17 protein-coding genes and 1 pseudogene are annotated in these 16,447 nt (G+C 72.5%); 16 read left to right on the top strand and 2 right to left on the bottom strand.

All coding sequences use genetic code 11. The features are described from left to right. Positions 1 to 35: 35 nt before the first annotated feature. From ACFE8Y_RS05440 to ACFE8Y_RS05430, 3 genes and pseudogenes are all read left to right on the top strand, one after another. Positions 36 to 1,406 (top strand): annotated as a pseudogene (locus ACFE8Y_RS05440) (glycoside hydrolase/phage tail family protein); the annotation flags it as partial. Between the two features lie 412 nt (positions 1,407 to 1,818). Then, the gene (locus ACFE8Y_RS05435) at positions 1,819 to 2,526 is read left to right on the top strand and encodes a hypothetical protein (RefSeq protein WP_375463391.1); all 708 of its coding nucleotides are present in this window, start codon (positions 1,819 to 1,821) and stop codon (positions 2,524 to 2,526) included. A gap of 129 nt (positions 2,527 to 2,655) precedes the next feature. Further along, positions 2,656 to 4,251, top strand: coding sequence for a DUF2793 domain-containing protein (locus ACFE8Y_RS05430; RefSeq protein WP_375463373.1), 1,596 nt, complete (start codon positions 2,656 to 2,658; stop codon positions 4,249 to 4,251). A 24-nt stretch (positions 4,252 to 4,275) separates the two neighbouring features. Here ACFE8Y_RS05430 and ACFE8Y_RS05425 read toward each other — a convergent pair whose 3' ends face one another. Next, positions 4,276 to 4,989: a hypothetical protein gene (locus ACFE8Y_RS05425; RefSeq protein WP_375463372.1), complete on the bottom strand. Its 714-nt coding sequence runs from the start codon at positions 4,987 to 4,989 to the stop codon at positions 4,276 to 4,278. After that, the gene (locus ACFE8Y_RS05420; protein WP_375463371.1) at positions 4,958 to 5,992 is read right to left on the bottom strand and encodes a GSCFA domain-containing protein; all 1,035 of its coding nucleotides are present in this window, start codon (positions 5,990 to 5,992) and stop codon (positions 4,958 to 4,960) included. Before ACFE8Y_RS05420 ends, ACFE8Y_RS05425 begins: the two co-directional genes overlap by 32 nt. 224 nt (positions 5,993 to 6,216) lie before the next feature. Between ACFE8Y_RS05420 and ACFE8Y_RS05415 the strand changes: the two genes are divergently transcribed. From ACFE8Y_RS05415 to ACFE8Y_RS05355, 13 genes are all read left to right on the top strand, one after another. Beyond that, entirely contained in the window at positions 6,217 to 6,804 is a 588-nt protein-coding gene (locus tag ACFE8Y_RS05415) for a lysozyme (protein ID WP_375463370.1), read from the top strand. Between the two features lie 58 nt (positions 6,805 to 6,862). After that, positions 6,863 to 7,363: a hypothetical protein gene (locus tag ACFE8Y_RS05410; RefSeq protein WP_375463369.1), complete on the top strand. Its 501-nt coding sequence runs from the start codon at positions 6,863 to 6,865 to the stop codon at positions 7,361 to 7,363. A gap of 53 nt (positions 7,364 to 7,416) precedes the next feature. Beyond that, the gene (locus tag ACFE8Y_RS05405; RefSeq protein WP_375463368.1) at positions 7,417 to 7,839 is read left to right on the top strand and encodes a hypothetical protein; all 423 of its coding nucleotides are present in this window, start codon (positions 7,417 to 7,419) and stop codon (positions 7,837 to 7,839) included. Continuing rightward, positions 7,836 to 8,048 carry a hypothetical protein gene (locus ACFE8Y_RS05400; RefSeq protein WP_375463367.1) on the top strand — a complete coding sequence of 71 codons (213 nt, stop codon included), beginning with the start codon at positions 7,836 to 7,838 and terminating at the stop codon, positions 8,046 to 8,048. The genes ACFE8Y_RS05405 and ACFE8Y_RS05400 overlap by 4 nt, the downstream gene beginning before the upstream one ends. A gap of 188 nt (positions 8,049 to 8,236) precedes the next feature. Continuing rightward, a complete protein-coding gene (locus ACFE8Y_RS05395; RefSeq protein ID WP_375463390.1) occupies positions 8,237 to 8,605 on the top strand; it encodes a PepSY domain-containing protein in 369 nt (122 codons plus the stop codon). A gap of 51 nt (positions 8,606 to 8,656) precedes the next feature. After that, the gene (locus tag ACFE8Y_RS05390; protein WP_375463366.1) at positions 8,657 to 9,334 is read left to right on the top strand and encodes a response regulator transcription factor; all 678 of its coding nucleotides are present in this window, start codon (positions 8,657 to 8,659) and stop codon (positions 9,332 to 9,334) included. 157 nt (positions 9,335 to 9,491) lie between these two features. Then, entirely contained in the window at positions 9,492 to 9,716 is a 225-nt protein-coding gene (locus ACFE8Y_RS05385; protein WP_375463365.1) for a hypothetical protein, read from the top strand. Continuing rightward, the gene (locus tag ACFE8Y_RS05380; protein WP_375463364.1) at positions 9,694 to 10,146 is read left to right on the top strand and encodes a DUF2335 domain-containing protein; all 453 of its coding nucleotides are present in this window, start codon (positions 9,694 to 9,696) and stop codon (positions 10,144 to 10,146) included. The genes ACFE8Y_RS05385 and ACFE8Y_RS05380 overlap by 23 nt, the downstream gene beginning before the upstream one ends. Continuing rightward, positions 10,143 to 11,561, top strand: a complete 1,419-nt coding sequence (locus ACFE8Y_RS05375; RefSeq protein WP_375463363.1) for a sensor histidine kinase — start codon at positions 10,143 to 10,145, stop codon at positions 11,559 to 11,561. Before ACFE8Y_RS05380 ends, ACFE8Y_RS05375 begins: the two co-directional genes overlap by 4 nt. A 253-nt stretch (positions 11,562 to 11,814) precedes the next feature. After that, positions 11,815 to 13,293, top strand: a complete 1,479-nt coding sequence (gene ccmI, locus ACFE8Y_RS05370; RefSeq protein ID WP_375463362.1) for a c-type cytochrome biogenesis protein CcmI — start codon at positions 11,815 to 11,817, stop codon at positions 13,291 to 13,293. 134 nt (positions 13,294 to 13,427) lie between these two features. Further along, positions 13,428 to 13,937 carry a cytochrome c maturation protein CcmE gene (gene ccmE, locus ACFE8Y_RS05365; protein WP_375463361.1) on the top strand — a complete coding sequence of 170 codons (510 nt, stop codon included), beginning with the start codon at positions 13,428 to 13,430 and terminating at the stop codon, positions 13,935 to 13,937. 31 nt (positions 13,938 to 13,968) lie between these two features. Beyond that, positions 13,969 to 15,972 (top strand): heme lyase CcmF/NrfE family subunit, encoded by a 2,004-nt coding sequence (locus ACFE8Y_RS05360; protein WP_375463360.1) that lies wholly within the window; start codon positions 13,969 to 13,971, stop codon positions 15,970 to 15,972. After that, positions 15,972 to 16,436 carry a cytochrome c-type biogenesis protein CcmH gene (locus tag ACFE8Y_RS05355; RefSeq protein WP_375463359.1) on the top strand — a complete coding sequence of 155 codons (465 nt, stop codon included), beginning with the start codon at positions 15,972 to 15,974 and terminating at the stop codon, positions 16,434 to 16,436. Before ACFE8Y_RS05360 ends, ACFE8Y_RS05355 begins: the two co-directional genes overlap by 1 nt. Positions 16,437 to 16,447 lie beyond the last annotated feature (11 nt).

Below are 16,447 nucleotides of genomic sequence, written 5' to 3'. Positions count from 1 at the left end.
GCGGCGCGGGCGGCGCGGGCGGCGCCTACCCGGCCGTGGCCGCGCTGACCGCGCTGGCCCGCGAACTCAAGTCGACGCTTGGGCCCGGCGTGAAGCTCGTCTACGCCGCCGACTGGACGGAGTACGGCGCCCACGTCCTCGACGGCGGCGCGACCGTGCGCTTTCCCCTCGACGCGCTGTTCTCCGATGCCAGCATCGACGCGGTCGGGATCGACTACTACCCGCCGATCTCGGACTGGCGCGACGCGCCCGGTCACGCGGACCTCACGGAGGCCGACGACATCACCGACCGCGCCTACCTCAAGAAGCGGCTCGCCGCGGGCGAGGCCTTCGACTGGTACTACGCGGACGACGCAGCCCGCGTGGGCCAAGTCCGCACGCCGATCACCGACGGCGCCCACGGCAAGCCCTGGACCTTCCGGGCCAAGGACCTCGTCGGCTGGTGGTCGAACGCCCACGTCGAGCACGACGCCGCCGCGGAGACCCGGACCACGGCCTGGGTGCCGCGGGCCAAGCCGATCTGGCTCACCGAGGTCGGCGTGCCGGCGGTCGACAAGGGCACCAACGGCCCCAACGTCTTCCCCGACCCGAAATCCTCGGAGAACGCCTTCCCGCCGGGCTCGCGGGGCTTGCGCGACGAGCTGATCCAAATCCGCGGGCTCTCCGCCATCCTCGGCCGGTTCGATCCTGCCGCGGACGGCTTCGATCCGGCCCACAACCCGGTCTCGCCGCTCTACGGCGGCCCGATGGTCGATCCCGCCTCGATCTTCGTCTGGGCCTGGGACGCGCGGCCCTACCCGGCCTTCCCGGATTCCGGCAGCGTGTGGGCGGATGCCGGGAACTGGCGGGTCGGCCACTGGATTACCGGCCGCATCGAGGGCTGCGAACTCGACCTGATGGTCGCGGCGATCCTGTCCGACCTCGGCGTCGAGGCCCCCGCCGCGATCGAGGCCGCCGCCTTCCTCGACGGCGCGGTGATCGACCGGCCGCTCTCGGCCCGCGCGGCGCTGGAGCCGCTGGCGCAGGTCTACGGCCTCGACGTATCCGCGGTCGCCGGCACCTTGCGCCTGCGCGGCCCGCGGCGCGAGGCGGCGGTGGCGATCACGGAGGCGGACCTCGTCCGCGTCTCCGAGGACGAGGCGCCGTTCCGCAGGGTGCGGGCCGAGGAGAGCAGCCTGCCCCGGTCGATCGAGATCGGCTTCACCGATTCCGAGAACCCGGATTACCGCAGGGCCGCCGCCGCCGCGATCCGCCCCGCCGGCGGGCGGCGGCGCGAGACGCGGATCGAGGCGGCGGTCGTCACCCGCCGCGACGCCGCCGACGGTCTGGCCGAGGCCCTCCTCGACCGGGCCATCGCGGCCCGCGACACGGGCGGGCTCACCTTGAGCCCGCGCCGGATCGAACTGGAGCCCGGCGACCTGCTCGCCACGGAGGCCGGGCTCCTGCGCATCGCCCGCATCGACGACGGCCCCGGCGGGCGCCGCATCGAGGCCCGCGGCGTGCCGCTGCACGGGCCGGGCACCCGCCCGGCACTGCGCGCGCCCGCGCAGCCCACGATCCGGCCGCCCGCGCTCACGGGCGCGCCCTTCGCCCTCGCCCTCGACCTGCCCGCCGACCGGGGCACGCCCACCGCCCTGCAGGTCCTCGCGGCGTCCGCCGAGCCCTGGCCCGGCGCGCTCGCGATCTGGCGCGCCGACGGGACGGAGGCGCCGGCTGGCGCTCCATGGCCTTGCCGACTATCCCGCCTGCCTCGGGCGGACGCTCAGCGCACTGCCCCCCGGCCCGCTCTGGCGCCCGGATCGCAACGCGCGCCTGGACGTGACCCTGCGCAACGCCGGCGCGCTGGCCAGCATCGACCCGGCGGCGATGCTGGCGGGCGGCAACCTCTTCGCGGTGCTCGCCCCCGACGGCACGATCGAGATCCTGTCCGCGTCGGGCGCCGTGCTGACCGGCTCCGAGACGTTCCGGCTCACCGGGTTCCTGCGCGGGCTCGCCGGCAGCGAGGCCGCGGCCGCCCGCCCGGCGCCCGCCGGCAGCCTGATCGTGCGCCTCGACGACGGCGCCGTGGTGCCCCTCGTCGACCGTCTCGACGAGGCCGGGCGCCGCTTCCGCTACCGGGTAGGCTCGGCCTCGCGCGACCCCGGCGACCCGTCGTTCACCGAGTTCTCCGCCACCGGCGGCCTGTCGGCCCTGCGCCCGCTGAGCCCGGTCCACCTCCGGGCCCGCCGGGACGCCGCCGGGGTGCGCCTGAGCTGGACCCGACGCGCCCGCCGCGACGGCGACGCCTGGGAGGCCGCCGACATCCCCTTGGACGAGGCGGCGGAGGCCTACGCCGTCTCGATCTTTTCGGGCGACGGAGACCTGCTGCGCAGCCTCGCCGCCGCCGGGCCGGGCCTCCTCTACACCGACGAGGCCGCGGATTTCGGTGGCCCGCAGACCGTCCTCGACGTCGCCGTCGCGCAGGTCGGGGCGGTGTTCGGACCGGGCGAGTCGCGCCGCGCCCGCGTGCCGGTGCGCGCGGCCTGAACGCGCCCGGTCGATGCGCCGGAGGCGCGACCTGACCCCGCACGCCCAGGTGCGAGGGCGCCGCCCGCAGATCCCCAGCGCAGCCGCGCGGCTCCGAGATCCGGAGCATGATCCCGGAGGATGCATCCCATGTCGGACACGACGACGAACCTCGCGCTGCCCCTGATCGCGGCCAATCAGGCGCAGAAGCACGTCACCCACAACGAGGCGCTGACGCTGCTCGACGCGCTGGTGCAGCTCGCCTGCCGCGACAAGGACCTCGCCGCCCCGCCGGCGAGCCCGGCCGAGGGCGACCGCTACCTCATCGCCGCGGAGAACCCGACCGGTGCGTGGGCCGGGCTCTCCGGGCAGATCGCCTGCTTCCGGGACGGGGTCTGGGTCGGGCTCGCGCCGCGCCCGGGCTGGTTCGCGTTCGTGGCGGACGAGGCCGAACTCTACACCTTCACCGGCAGCGCCTGGACGAGCTTCCGCGCGACCCTCACGATCCTCCAGAACCTCGCCCGGCTCGGGATCGGCACGGCGGCGGACGCGGTGAACCGCCTCGCGGTGAAGTCCGAGGCCGCCCTGTTCTCCTGGGACGATGCCGCGCCCGGCGCCGGCAACATGCGCACGACCGTCAACAAGAAGGCGGCCGCCAACGATGCCGCCTACGTGTTCCAGACGGGGTTCTCCACCCGCGCCCTGTTCGGGACGCTCGGGACCGATGACCTCGCCCTCAAGGTCAGCCCCGACGGGGCGGCCTTCTCGACGCCGCTGACCGCCTCCGCGGCGACCGGCCGGCTCACGCTCGGGCGGATCAACGGGCCGCTGGAGGTGAGCGCCAACGCGGGCGCGCTCCCCGATCCGCCGATCCAGACGGTGTTGCGGGTCTCCGGCGCCGACGGGCTCCAGGCGCGGCTGGTGTTCGACACGTTCGGCACCAACACGCCGGGCAACTTCATCTTCCGGGCTGCCCGCGGGAGCGCGGCTGCGCCCTCCGCAATCCAGCTGAACGACACGCTCGGCCAGTTCACCGCCTTCGGCTACGGGGCCACGGCCTACTCCCCTACGGCTCGGATCGGCCTGAACTTCCGTGCGGCCGAGAACTGGACGGATTCCGCCCAGGGCACGCGCATCGTCTTCATCACCGCCGCCATCGGCACCACCATCCTGAGCGAGGCTTTCGCGGTGGAGGGGAATGGTTCAGCCAAGTTCAATCCCATGGCCTCGGACCCGACGACCGCGCTGGCCCAGGGCCAGCTCTACGCCAGCAGCACGGTCGCGGCGCTGAAGTGGTACAACGGCACGGCCTGGAAGCGCATCTGCAACTTCGCCAAGGTTGCGGCCACCACCAACTTCGACAACTACGTCGCCGCCGGCACCTGGACGAAGGTGCAGTTCAACGCCGCCGACAGCAACGACCAGGGCGCCTTCGCGGCATCCGACAACCGCTTCGTCGCGCCCGAGGCCGGCCTGTACGGCCTCGGCACGGCGCTCGGCTACAAGCGCAACGGCACCAGCGCGCCCGCCGCCTTCGAGGTCCAGTTCTACCGCAACGGCGCGGCCGCCGGGCGCGGGCGCGCCGCCGCCGCCGGACCGCTCGTGGACGGCGTCACCGCGCTCAGCCTGACCTCGACGCTCAAGCTCGCCGCGGGCGACGCGATCGAGGTCTGGGTCCGCTTCACCGGCGCCGACGGCTACGTCGCGGCGGCCGATGCGTTCTTCGGCGTGCGGCAGATGGCGTGAGCGCGGCCTGCCGATGGACTCGGCTCATCGCGGTGACGGATGAATCCGTTCGAGCATCTCGGAGAGGATCAGGCCGCCGAACGCTTCGCTGCCGTGGACGTCGTCGCTGGAATTCGGATGACGGAACTCGGCCTTCAGGTCTCCAGCGTCGTCCAAGGACACGGATCTGTGATCGATCACCGTCGCGCCTGCCTGCTCGACTAGCTCTCCTACGATGTCTTCGAGAGCAAGGAAGAAGTCCGGACGCGAATTCGTTGACGTGTTCGGAGTCCGGCGTGGCGGAAGCACGCTGAACGTTCGAAGTCCCATGGACGCGACATCGCCGTAGAAGTCGAGCGCGCCGGAAATCAACGCCCGGACCGTCTCGGTCAGGGCCGCGTAGCTCAGGAAGCGCGCATCGGGCCGGTCGACCAGCGTCAGGCCGTCCCAGAATCCCATGCCCGACAGGTAATGGATGTTCATCCCTACGGTGCATAGAAGCGGGATCGTCAGGTCGCCGATGCGGTCGATGCCGAGCGATGCGAGATGGTCCCGGTAGAGCACGTCGACGCGGGGATCGTCGAAGACGACATCCTGCCCCGCGCGCCTGTGGAACGCGATGTTCAGGTTCCGCCCGCCTTCGAGCATGCCGCCGACGATCGGTACGGCGCGGCTGCTCGCGGCGTCACGGATGGCGAGCGCATGGGAATCGCCGAGGAGGAGGAATTCAGCGTCGGGCAAAGTTTTCGAGGGCAGCATCGTCGCACAGGGGATCGGCCGGCCGTGCGTTGGGGGCCGGCGATGGAACGGTCGGGGGTGGTGCCATCTTCGCGAACAGGTGGCTCATGACGACGTCGACGCCGAACCGGCTCACGGTCCGCATGTTCGGATCGAAGAACATCCCGCGGAAGGGCGACGTACTGATGATCTCGTAGGATGGGAAATAATCGACGTATTCGTAGCTGGCGCTCAGTTCGCCGGCAACGGCCCGCAGGACCGATTTCGAATGACTTGTGGCGACGAGGACGTGCTGCGCGGAGGCCGTCGCGGTCAACGGTACGGGCGATACCGTGAGGAGGAGCCTGATCCTCGGATTGATCCGTCGCAATGCGGATAAGACATGGATGAGATCGAGCTTGATCTCATGGAATGTCTGGTTGTGGAAACGATACCGTTGCTTGTCAAAGGCTCCGGCTACGACGCCGGGGCAGGTGTGATACTCGTATCCGGCCTCCATGTTCCTCCAGCATTCCGTCAGGCCGAGGGTGAAGATGAACACGTCCGCCTGGGCGGCGGCGTCGGCGATGGCGCGCAGCAGGCTTCGCCTCGAACGTTCGAGCTCGTCCGGGGAGCGGAAGCCGTTCGGCTCGATGCTGGGTCGGAACGGATCGTAGAAGCGTCCCGCACCGGTCCAGATCTCGGTCGGGACGGTGCCAGGATCGGCTGACCAATCGAGCCATTGGCGCAACTGGGAGGCTGTGTAGACATTGCCCGTCCTGAAGGAGAACAGGTCGTAGCCGAACGTCGGACGGATCGATTCCGGCATACAGGTCGGTGCGGGTTCGGCGTTGACCCAGGCATGACCACGACGGCGCAGGGCCGATCCGATGTGCTGCGCGAAGCAACTGCCGGCCGTCGCGAAGGCCGTGTCCGGTCCGATGTCCCATTTCGGGGACCACAGATCTTCGATCGCGAGCGGATTCCGGGATGCGACGGCCGTACGCCAGAACGCGCGGGACGGAAGCGTTTCGTAGGGCGTCAAGCGGATAGGCCCTTCCCCGGAGCATCCCCGGTTCGAGCAGCGACCGGTCCCGTGCGCGCGGCGCGGCGTGTTCCGCGATCTATCGGAGAAGCGTCTTTCCTGTCCACCGGGCGGCGACCCCGCCGCCTTCGGAAACGGCCGCCGCGCCGGTGCGGGCTGATGACCCGGCGGCCTATCCGCCGGACGTCTGATCACCAATCCCCCATCACACTCCGGAGACCGCCATGGACCTCTCACCCGTCGGCGAGGCCGTCCTGATCGCGCGCGAGGGCCGGCGCCTGAAGGCCTACCGCGACAGTGTCGGCGTGCTCACCATCGGCATCGGCCACACCGCGGCGGCCGGGCCGCCGCGGGTCGCGCCGGGTCTCAGGATCACCGCGGCCGAGTGCGACGCGATCTTCGCGCGCGACGCGGCGACGTACGTCGCGGCCGTCCGCAAGGGCCTGACGGTCCCGGTCGGGCAGCACACCTTCGATGCGCTGGTGTCCGTCTGCTACAACATCGGGCCGGGCGGATTTTCCGGCTCGACCTTCCTCGCCCGCCTCAACGCCGGCGACATGGCCGGTGCCCGCAACGCCCTGCTGCTGTGGCGCAAGCCCGCGGCGATCCTGCCGCGCCGCCGCGCCGAGGCGGACCAGCTCGTCACCCCCTACGCCGCGGCGCTGCCGCGCCCGACCATGGCCGCCGCGCCCATCGTCCCCGTGGCCGTCGTGCCGGGCCGCGCGGCCGCCTCGCCCGCCGTCGCGCCGGTGGTGCCGCGGCCGAGCCTGCGCGCGCGCGCCGCCGCCTGGATCGCCGCCCGCGCGGCCTGACCCGGGACCCCGAGCCGGCCGGGCCAGCCGCGCCTTCCCAACCGCAAGGACATTTCCGATGAACCGCCTGCTGCTCGCGGCGACGGCGCTCGCCTGCGCCTGCCTCATGCCATCGCCGACCCGTGCCGCCGCCGGGGGCGCCCTCGTCCTGCCGTGGGGCGAATGGCTCGTCGCCTTCGGGACGGCGGCGCAGGCGGTGCTCGCGCCCCTGCTCACCGCCCTCGTCACCGGGATGATCGCGCGCTCGGCGCCGATGCTCGCCTACGTCGTCTCGAAGGCCGCGGTCGAGGGCATGGTCCGCCGGGTGACGGATTACGCGCTGAACGCGGTGGCCGGCGCCGCCAAGGGGCGGGTGCTCACCGTGCCCCTCGGCTCGGCGGTGATCGCCGCCGCGGTCCAGCGGGCGGCCGATCAGGTGCCTGGCTTCCTGGTCAAGGCGGCCGGCGGCCTGCCCGGCATCGCCGAGAAGGTGTTTCGCCGCCTCGCCCTCGAGGATCGGGCGACCGCCGCGAACACCCTGGCGCCCGCGCTCGCCGCGACCGGGCTCGCGGCGACGTAGGTCGGCGCCCCCGTCGCTCCGACGGGCGGGCCGAAGGACTCTCGGGAGGCAGCATGAACGCGACCCGTCCCCCGCGCGGCGAGAAGGCGTCCGCCTGCCGCCGGGCCGCCCTCGACGCCATCGGCGCGGGCGTCGGCCGGGTGCTGCCGCCGCCCGAGGAGGGCCTGGGCGAGACGATGGTCCGACGCGCCTACGGTGAGCCCGGCGCCGTCGGCGCCGAGGAGGACCGGCTGGTCGTCCGCTTCGGCACGGAGTGGCGCACCTTCATCCGGCGCCAGACCCCCGACCGGCTCACCGCGCTCGACGAACTGATCGACGACCGGATCGAGCGGCGCGCGCTCGCCCGGTTCTACCGGCGGATGAAGCACGCCGCCGTCGCCGTCGTCGTCACGGCCTTCGCCCTGGCGCAGTTCGGCGTCGACCGCCTGCCGCTCGTGCGCCAGATCTGGCGCGTCCTGCGGGGGGATCTGCGATGAGCGCCATCCTCGACCGTATCCTGACCCGCCTCTATCGCGCGGCGGGGGCCGCCCTGTTCCTCGCGCTCTGCGGCTTCGTCTCGTACACGGCCGGCAGCAGGCATCACGGCACCCGCTCCGCGGAGCTGCCGACGCCGGCCGTGCCTCGCTCCGGTGACACGGTTCAAAACCAGATCGGCTGCTCCGGCCGAGCCGCCGCCCGACGATGAACCCGATGCACCGGTCAGCGCGCGCGGGAACCTGAACGCCTCTCGCCGTCAGGTCCGCGGTTCCGTGCCGGTCGACGCTGAAACGCGCCGCGACGGGCCGCGGACCGAGCCGGCATGAGCGCCGACGCAACCGGCGGAACAGCGGCATTCAGGGCGCATTCACGGCCCGAAGCCGAGTGTTGATGTCCATGCGCCACGCCGTCGCCCTCGCCGCACTCTGCCTGACTGCCGCGGCCTTCGCTGCGGACGGCCTCGGCACGCTTGCCCAGGAGACACGAGAGGCAGCGCCCGGCGCCGCGCCGGCGCCCGCGCTGCGGATCGAGGCCTGCCTGTCGCCGGCCGACATGCGCGAGGAGGTCTCCGAGCACCGCGTGATTCCCCCCGTGGCGGCGATTCGCGCCGCGCGGACCGTGATCCCGCGCGCCGAGATCCAGCGCGCCAGCCTGTGCCGCCACGCCGAAGGCCTCGTCTACGTGCTCACCGCCTTGCGCCGGGACGGGCACTTCGTGCAGGTGATCGTCGATGGCAAGACGGGCCAAGTCGCCGGTCAGGACTGATGGGGCCGGGCCGTGGTGGCCCGGACCGCCAATCGCGAAGGGGAGTGATCCGTGCGTCTGCTCGTCGTCGAGGATGACCGGGACATCAACCGGCAGGTGGTGAACGCGCTGGAGGAGGCCGGCTACGTCGCCGACAAGGCCTACGACGGCGAGGAGGGCGGCTATCTCGGCGAGAGCGAGCCCTACGACGCGATCATCCTCGACATGGGCCTGCCCAAGGCCGACGGCGTCAGCGTGCTGCAGAAGTGGCGCCGGGCCGGGATCAAGACGCCCGTCATCATCCTCACCGCCCGCGACCGCTGGTCGGACAAGGTCGACGGCTTCGATGCCGGCGCCGACGACTACGTGACGAAGCCCTTCCACATGGAGGAGCTGATGGCGCGCGTGCGCGCGCTGCTGCGGCGCGCCGCCGGCCACGCCACCTCCCAGATCGCCTGCGGCCCCGTCACCCTCGACACCCGCTCAGGGCGGGTGTTCGTCGACGGCAATCCGGTGAAGCTCACCAGCCACGAGTACCGGCTGCTCTCCTACCTGATGCACCACACCGGCCGCGTCGTGTCCCGCGCCGAGTTGACCGAGCACCTCTACGACCAGGATTTCGACCGCGATTCCAACACCATCGAGGTGTTCGTCGGGCGGCTCCGGAAGAAGCTCGCGGTGGACCTGATCCAGACGGTGCGGGGGTTGGGGTATCTGGTCGATCCGAGCCAGCCGCCGGCGCGGGTCTGAGGGGCGAACGGGGCGCCGTTGGCAAAACGCTTGAAGCCGTACTAGATCGTACTGCGCGCGACGCGCGGATTCCTGAACTTCGGGAACGTCCGCCTTCTACGCGATCGATCACTGCGTTTCCCACGTCGCGATGCCTCTCTCGCCGATTGTTGCAGCCATGACGCCCGCATTGGTTTCCACGACCGGTCAGAAGACGCGCCTCGGCAGCTTCATCGCCGGGCTCGGGGGCCTCGTGTCGTTCCGGCCCGCTGGAGCCGAGCCGCTGCGCTACCCGCATCGGGACGAGGCGGATGCGCTTCGCGGCGACGGCCTTCGGATCGGCAATGACCTGCGCGGCGTGATCGCGCGTGAGCGGGCACGTGCGCAAGCAAAGCCGGAATAGACCACCCGCCCGGCAAGCTGCCTCGACGGATCAGGGCGAGCCCGATCAACGGAAGACATCGGTCGTCGAGCGCAGCGCCTACTGGCAGGGGCCGCTGCCGCCCCCAGCCGTACTTGAAGAATTCCGGGCCATTGTCCCAGACGCGCCCGAACGCATCTTCCGGCAATGGGAACAGGAATCCGAGCATCGCCGTGCCTACGAGCGGAAGGCCCTCGATGCGGCGATCACGAAGGAGGGCCGGGGGCAGGTGAGCGCGATCCTGTTCGCGCTCGCGGCCCTGTCCGTGTCGGCCTTGGCGCTCTGGATGGGCGAGCCCTGGGTCGCTGGAACGGTCGGTGGCGGCACCATCGTGTCCGTCGTGGGTGCCTTCCTCTACCAGCGCGCGGCGGCCAAGCCATCGAAGGGCAGTTCGCTGACGCCGCCCCGATGACCGCCCTCCTCAGCCTCCTGTCGCTGCGCCGCCGCTCGATCGCGGTGCGGCTGGCCGTGTCGGCGCTGCTCGCGAGTTCCGCGATCCTGCTGATCGCCGCCTGGATCCTGACGACGCTCTACCGCGAGACCACCGAACGCGCCTTCGACAGCCGGTTGCTCGTCTTCGCCAACACCCTCGCCACCGACCTGATCTCGCCGAGCGACCCTGAGACCCGCGCATTCTCCCTCGGCGACCCCCGCTTCGACCTGCCGCTCTCGGGCTGGTACTGGCAGGTGGGCAAGCCCGAGGCCCGGCCGCGGGACGTGCGCACCTCGCGCTCGCTGGTCGGCGTGCCGCTGAAGGCCGCGACCGGCTCGGACGGCAAGGTGGGCGTCGGCCAGATCCGCCAGGGTTACGGGAAGGCGCAGGACGACCGCGCCCTGCGCATCATCGAGCGCGACGTCGATCTCGGCGAGGAGGGGCGCTACACCGTGCGGGTCGCGGGGCCGGCGGACGAGATCGTCAACGACGTCGAGCGCTTCCGCAACTCGCTCGTCGTCACCTTCGGTCTCCTCGGGCTGTTCCTGGCGCTGACCACCCTGCTCCAGATCCGCTTCGGCCTCGCGCCCCTGAAGAAGATGCGCGCGGCGCTCGGCGCCGTCCGCCGCGGCGAGGCCGACCGGATCACCGGCACCTACCCGCGCGACATCGCCCCGCTCACCGGCGAGGTGAACCTCCTGATCGAGACCAACCGCGAGATCCTGGAGCGCGCCCGCACCCAGGTCGGCAACCTCGCCCACGCCCTGAAGACCCCCCTCTCGATCATCGTCAACGAGGTCGGCGCGGCCGACGCCCCCGGCGATCTCGCCCAGAAGATCCGCGAGCAGGCGGCGGTGATGCGCGATCAGGTGAACTATCACCTCGACCGGGCGCGGGCCGCCGCGCTCGCCGGCACGCTGGGCACCTCGACCGAGGTCGAGCCGGCCCTGGCAGGTCTGGTGCGCACCTTCGGCAAGATCTACCGCGACAAGGACATCGCCTACGAGGTCAGCGTGCCGGCGGGCCTGCGCTTCCGCGGCGAGCGCCAGGACTTCGAGGAGATGGTCGGCAACCTCGTCGACAACGCCTCGAAATGGGCGCGGGGCCGGGTCGCGATCCGGGCCGAGGCGGTGGCCGAGCACGATTATCCCCACCTGCGCGTGGCGATCGAGGACGACGGCCCCGGCCTGCCGGAGGAGGCCCGCTCGACGATGCTCGGCCGCGGCCGGCGGATGGACGAATCGAAGCCCGGTTCCGGCCTCGGCCTCTCGATCGTCGCCGACCTCGCCACCCTCTACCGCGGCCGCTTCCGCCTGGAGCAGGCGGCGCTGGGGGGCCTGCGCGCCGTGCTGGAGGTGCCGGGCGACGCGCCCAAGGGCGTCGCGGGCCACTGATCGCCGTTGCGCGTTCGCGCCGTTGGGTGGCATCCGCGCGCAAGGCCTTGTCAGCACGGGGATGGTGCGTGACACCGTGTCGCCGAGGGCGATCATCGTGCCGCCCGCGGCCGGTCTCCACATCGGTTAGGCTGTGGCGCGATCACGGGGAACCGCCTGCATGGCCGGATGCCCATGCCGCGCAGGCGGTCAGCAGGGGGGATGGGACGGCCGCGGTCGCCACGACGGTGCAGCGAGGTCGGACCAGAATGCAATGACGGCGATCTGGTTCATCCTGGCGGCGATGACCGCCGCGGCCGTGCTGGCCCTGCTCTGGCCGCTGTCGCGCCGCTCCGCCGTCGTTCCGGACGCCGCGGGCGTCTCCACCGAGACCGGGTTCTACGAGGACCAGCTCGCCGAGATCGAGCGGGATCTCGGGCGCGGCCTGATCGCGCCGGTCGAGGCCGAGTCCGCCCGCACCGAGGCGGCCCGCCGCCTGCTGCGGGCGAGCCGCGCCGTCGGCACCGACGAGGCGACCGTGGCCGAGCCGCGCCTGCGCGAGCGCCGCGCGGCCTCCGCCTTCGCGCTCTCCACCGTTCCGCTGGTCGCGCTCCTGGCCTACGGCCTCTACGGCTCGCCCGACCTGCCGGCGCAGACGCCCGCCGACCGGCAGGCCGCGCAGGCCGGCACCGGGGACCTGATGAAGGCCGTCGGCCAGATCGAGGCGCGCTTGGCGAGCGATCCCAACGACGCCCGCGGCTGGGCTGTGCTGGCGCCCGTCTACATGCGGCTCGGCCGGTTCGAGGACGCGGCCCGCGCCTACGAGGCGGTGTCGCGCCTCAAGGGCGAGACCGCCGAGGGCCTGTCCGACTGGGGCGAGGCGCTGGTCGCCGCCGGCAACGGCGTGGTCACGGGCGAGGCCAAGGCCGTGCTGGAGCGGGCGCTGGTCCTCGACGCCAAGGCGCCCAAACCCCGCTTCTACCTCGCCCGCGCCGCCGAGCAGGCGGGCGACACGCCCGAGGCCATCCGACAACTGACCGTGCTCAACGATGCGAGTCCCGCCGACGCCCCCTGGCTCGGCCTCGTCCGCGAGACCCTCGCGCGGCTCAAGGGCGAGCCCGCGCCGCAGGCGTCGGCCGCCGCGCCGGCGGCGGGATCGGCTGGGATGCCGCCCGAGCAGCGGGCGGCGATCCAGGGCATGGTCGACGGCCTCGACGAACGCCTCGCGGCCAAGGGCGGCACCGTCGACGAGTGGCTCCGCCTCGCGCGCTCCCGCGGCGTGCTCGGCGAGCCCGACAGGGCGCAGGCCGTGCTGGAGCGCGCACGCACGGCGCTGAGGGGTGACCCGAAGGCGCTCGCGGATCTCGAATCGGGCGTACGCGACCTCGGCCTCGCGGCGCGGGGCGGCGCATCGGGCGGGACGGCCGCCGCGATGCCGCCTGCCCTCAACACCGCGGGCCCGGAAGCCCGTGCCGACACGGATTCCGCGGTCGCCGCGGTCAAGGCGATGCCGCCGGCCGAGCGCGATGCCGCCATCCGCGGCATGGTCGCCGGCCTCGACCGGCGCCTCGCGGCCAAGGGCGGCAGCGCCGACGAGTGGCTGCGCCTCGTGCGCTCCTACAGCGCGCTCGGCGAGCGGGTCCAGGCGGCGCGGGTGCTCGACCGCGCCCGGATGGCGCTCGCCGCCGACCCCAGCGCTGCCGACCGCCTCGACGCGCTGGCCAGGGAACTCGGCCTTCCATCCCGCCCCTGACAATCGGTCCCGGCCCGCGCGGCTTGACCCGCGCCGCGCCGCAGCCGACATCCTGACGTGAGAAACGTTAGAACGGTTCCGTCCCGGTCCCAGGTTCGGCCGGACATCGGATCCACCCCTGGGGGACGGACGTCGTGACGCGCAAGAGCCGCCGCCTGATCCTGATCGCCGCCTGCGGGGCCGTGCTCACGCTCGCGGTCGGGCTGATCCTGTCGGCGATGAGCGGCTCCATCGTCTTCTTCCGCTCGCCCTCCGAGGTGGCCGCGCAGGGCGTCGGCCCGGGCACCCGCTTCCGCCTCGGCGGCCTCGTGAAGGACGGCTCGCTCCAGCGCGGGCCGAACCAGACCGTCGACTTCGCGGTGACCGACACCAACGCCACCGTCCCGGTGCAGTACAAGGGCCTCCTGCCCGACCTGTTCCGCGAGGGCCAGGGCGTGGTGGCGGAGGGGATGTTGGAACCCGGCGGCGTCTTCCGCGCCGACACCGTGCTGGCCAAGCACGACGAATCCTACATGCCCCGCGAGGTCGCCGACGCGCTGAAGGCGCAGGGGCGCTGGCAGGGGGGCGACCAGAAGAGCGGCAAGGCACCGCCGAAGGCAGCATCGGCCGAGGAGAAGACCCTCGGCCCGCGCAGCGAGCGGTGAGGCCGTGATGCGTGTCGGGGGTGAAGCCTAAGTGATCGTCGAGGTCGGACATTTCGCGCTGGCGCTGGCGCTGGCGCTCTCGCTCACCCAGGCGGTGATGCCGCTCTGGGCCGCGCGCTCGGGGGACGCCGCCCTGCGGCAGGTCGCGACGCCGGCAGCACTCGGTGCCTTCGCCTGCGTGCTCTTCGCCTTCGCCGCGCTGACCTACGCCCACGCGACCTCGGACTTCTCGGTCCAGAACGTGGTCGAGAACTCGCACACGACCAAGCCCTTCATCTACAAGCTGTCCGGCGTCTGGGGAAACCACGAGGGCTCGATGCTCCTGTGGGTGCTGATCCTGACGGTGTTCGGCGCCTGCGTGGCGGTGGCCAGGGACTCGGTGCCGCCGGTGCTGCGGGCCAACACCCTGGCGGTGCAGGGCTTCATCACCTTCGTCTTCGTGCTGTTCATCATCACGACCTCGAACCCGTTCGCGCGCATGGTCCCGGCGCCGGTCGAGGGCAACGATCTCAACCCGCTGCTGCAGGATTTCGGCCTCGCGGTGCACCCGCCGCTGCTCTACGTCGGCTACGTCGGCTTCTCGATCACCTTCGCCTTCGCCATCGCCGCGCTGATCGAGGGCCGGATCGACGCCGTCTGGGCCCGCGCCGTCCGGCCCTGGACGCTGACCGCCTGGAGCTTCCTGACGCTCGGCATCGCGATGGGCTCGTACTGGGCCTACTACGAGCTCGGCTGGGGCGGCTGGTGGTTCTGGGACCCGGTCGAGAACGCCTCGCTGATGCCGTGGATCGCCGGCACCGCGCTGCTGCACTCCACCGTGGTGATGGAGAAGCGCGACGCCCTCAAGGTCTGGACGGTCTTGCTCGCCATCCTCGCCTTCTCCCTGTCGCTGCTCGGCACCTTCATCGTCCGCTCCGGCGTGCTGACCTCGGTCCACTCCTTCGCCACCGACCCGACCCGCGGCGTCTTCATCCTCGCGATCCTGGTGCTGTTCATCGGCGGCTCGCTCGCGCTGTTCGCGTGGCGTGCGCCCAGCTTGCGCCAGGGCGGCCTGTTCGCGCCGATCTCCCGCGAGGGGGCGCTGGTGATGAACAACCTGTTCCTGGTGGCGGCCTGCGCGACCGTGCTCGTCGGCACGCTCTATCCGCTGCTCCTGGAGATGCTGACGGCCGAGAAGATCTCGGTGGGGCCGCCGTTCTTCAACTACACCTTCGTGCCGCTGGCCGTGCCGCTGCTGCTGATCGTGCCGTTCGGGCAGACGCTGGCGTGGAAGCGCGGCGACGCGCTCGCCGCCGCGCAACGCCTGTTTGCGGCGCTGGGCATCGCCCTCGCGATCGGCCTCGCCGCCCTGGCCTGGACCTGGGGCGGCCCCGCCATGGCGCCCGTCGGCATCGGCCTCGGCGCCTACCTCATCGTCGGCTCCGTCCTCGAGATCGTGTCGCGGGCCCGCGGCTACGGTGCCGGCCGCACGAGGGGCGCGGGCGTGGCGTGGCGCCGTGCGATCGGCCTGCCGCGCTCGGCCTGGGGCACGGCGCTGGCGCATGCCGGCGTCGGCGTGGTGGTGCTCGGCATCGCGGCGCAGGGCTGGGCGACCGAAGGCCTCGCGACCCTGCGGCCGGGCGGGACCTTGGCCACCGGCCCCTACGTCGCCACCCTCGATCGGGTCGCACCCCGCGCCGGCCCGAACTACGAGGAGGCGGCCGCCTTCCTCACCATCCGCAATCGCGGCGGCGACGAGATCGGCCACGTCGACACGGGCAAGCGGTTCTATCCGAGCCGCAAGATGACGGTGACCGAGTCGGGCCTGCTCACGATCGGCGCGAGCCAAGTCTATGCCAGCCTCGGCGAGATCGCGCCCGACGGCGGCATCGGCCTGCGCCTGTACTACAAGCCCCTGGTGCTGCTGATCTGGCTCGGTGCCGTGGTGATGGCGGCAGGCGGCGGCCTCTCGCTCACCGATCGGCGCATGCGCGTCGGCGCCCCGGCCCGGGCCAAGCCGAGGCGGCTGCCGCCCCACGCGGTCCCCGCCGAGTGATGGCCTTGGGCGTTCGCTGCACCCTTCCGGTCCTGGCGCTGCTGGCGAGCGCGAGCCTTGCGCAGGCGGTGCAGCCGGACGAGGTCCTGAAGGACCCGGGCCTGGAGCATCGCGCCCGCGCGATCTCGGCGGGCCTGCGCTGCCTCGTCTGCCAGAACCAGTCGATCGACGATTCCGACGCGCCGCTGGCGCGTGACCTGCGCGTGATCGTGCGCGAGCGCCTCAGCGCCGGTGACAGCAACCAGGGCGTCGAGGATTACGTGGTGAGCCGCTACGGCGAGTTCGTGCTGCTGCGCCCGGTGCTCGCCGCCCACACGCTGCTGCTCTGGCTCACCCCGCTGCTGGCGGTCCTGCTCGGCGGGTTCGGCATCTGGCGGCTGTCCCGCCGCAGGGCGCCGGCCGTCGAGCGCGGGCTCTCGCCCGCCGAGCAGGCCGACGTCGCCGCCCTCCTGCGGCGCGAGTGAGCCCGAAGCCC

Origin of the sequence: uncultured Methylobacterium sp., from assembly GCF_964242245.1 — a bacterium.
GTDB lineage: Bacteria > Pseudomonadota > Alphaproteobacteria > Rhizobiales > Beijerinckiaceae > Methylobacterium.
Note: the sequence above shows the minus strand (reverse complement) of the source record. Positions and strands in the feature narration are given on the sequence as shown.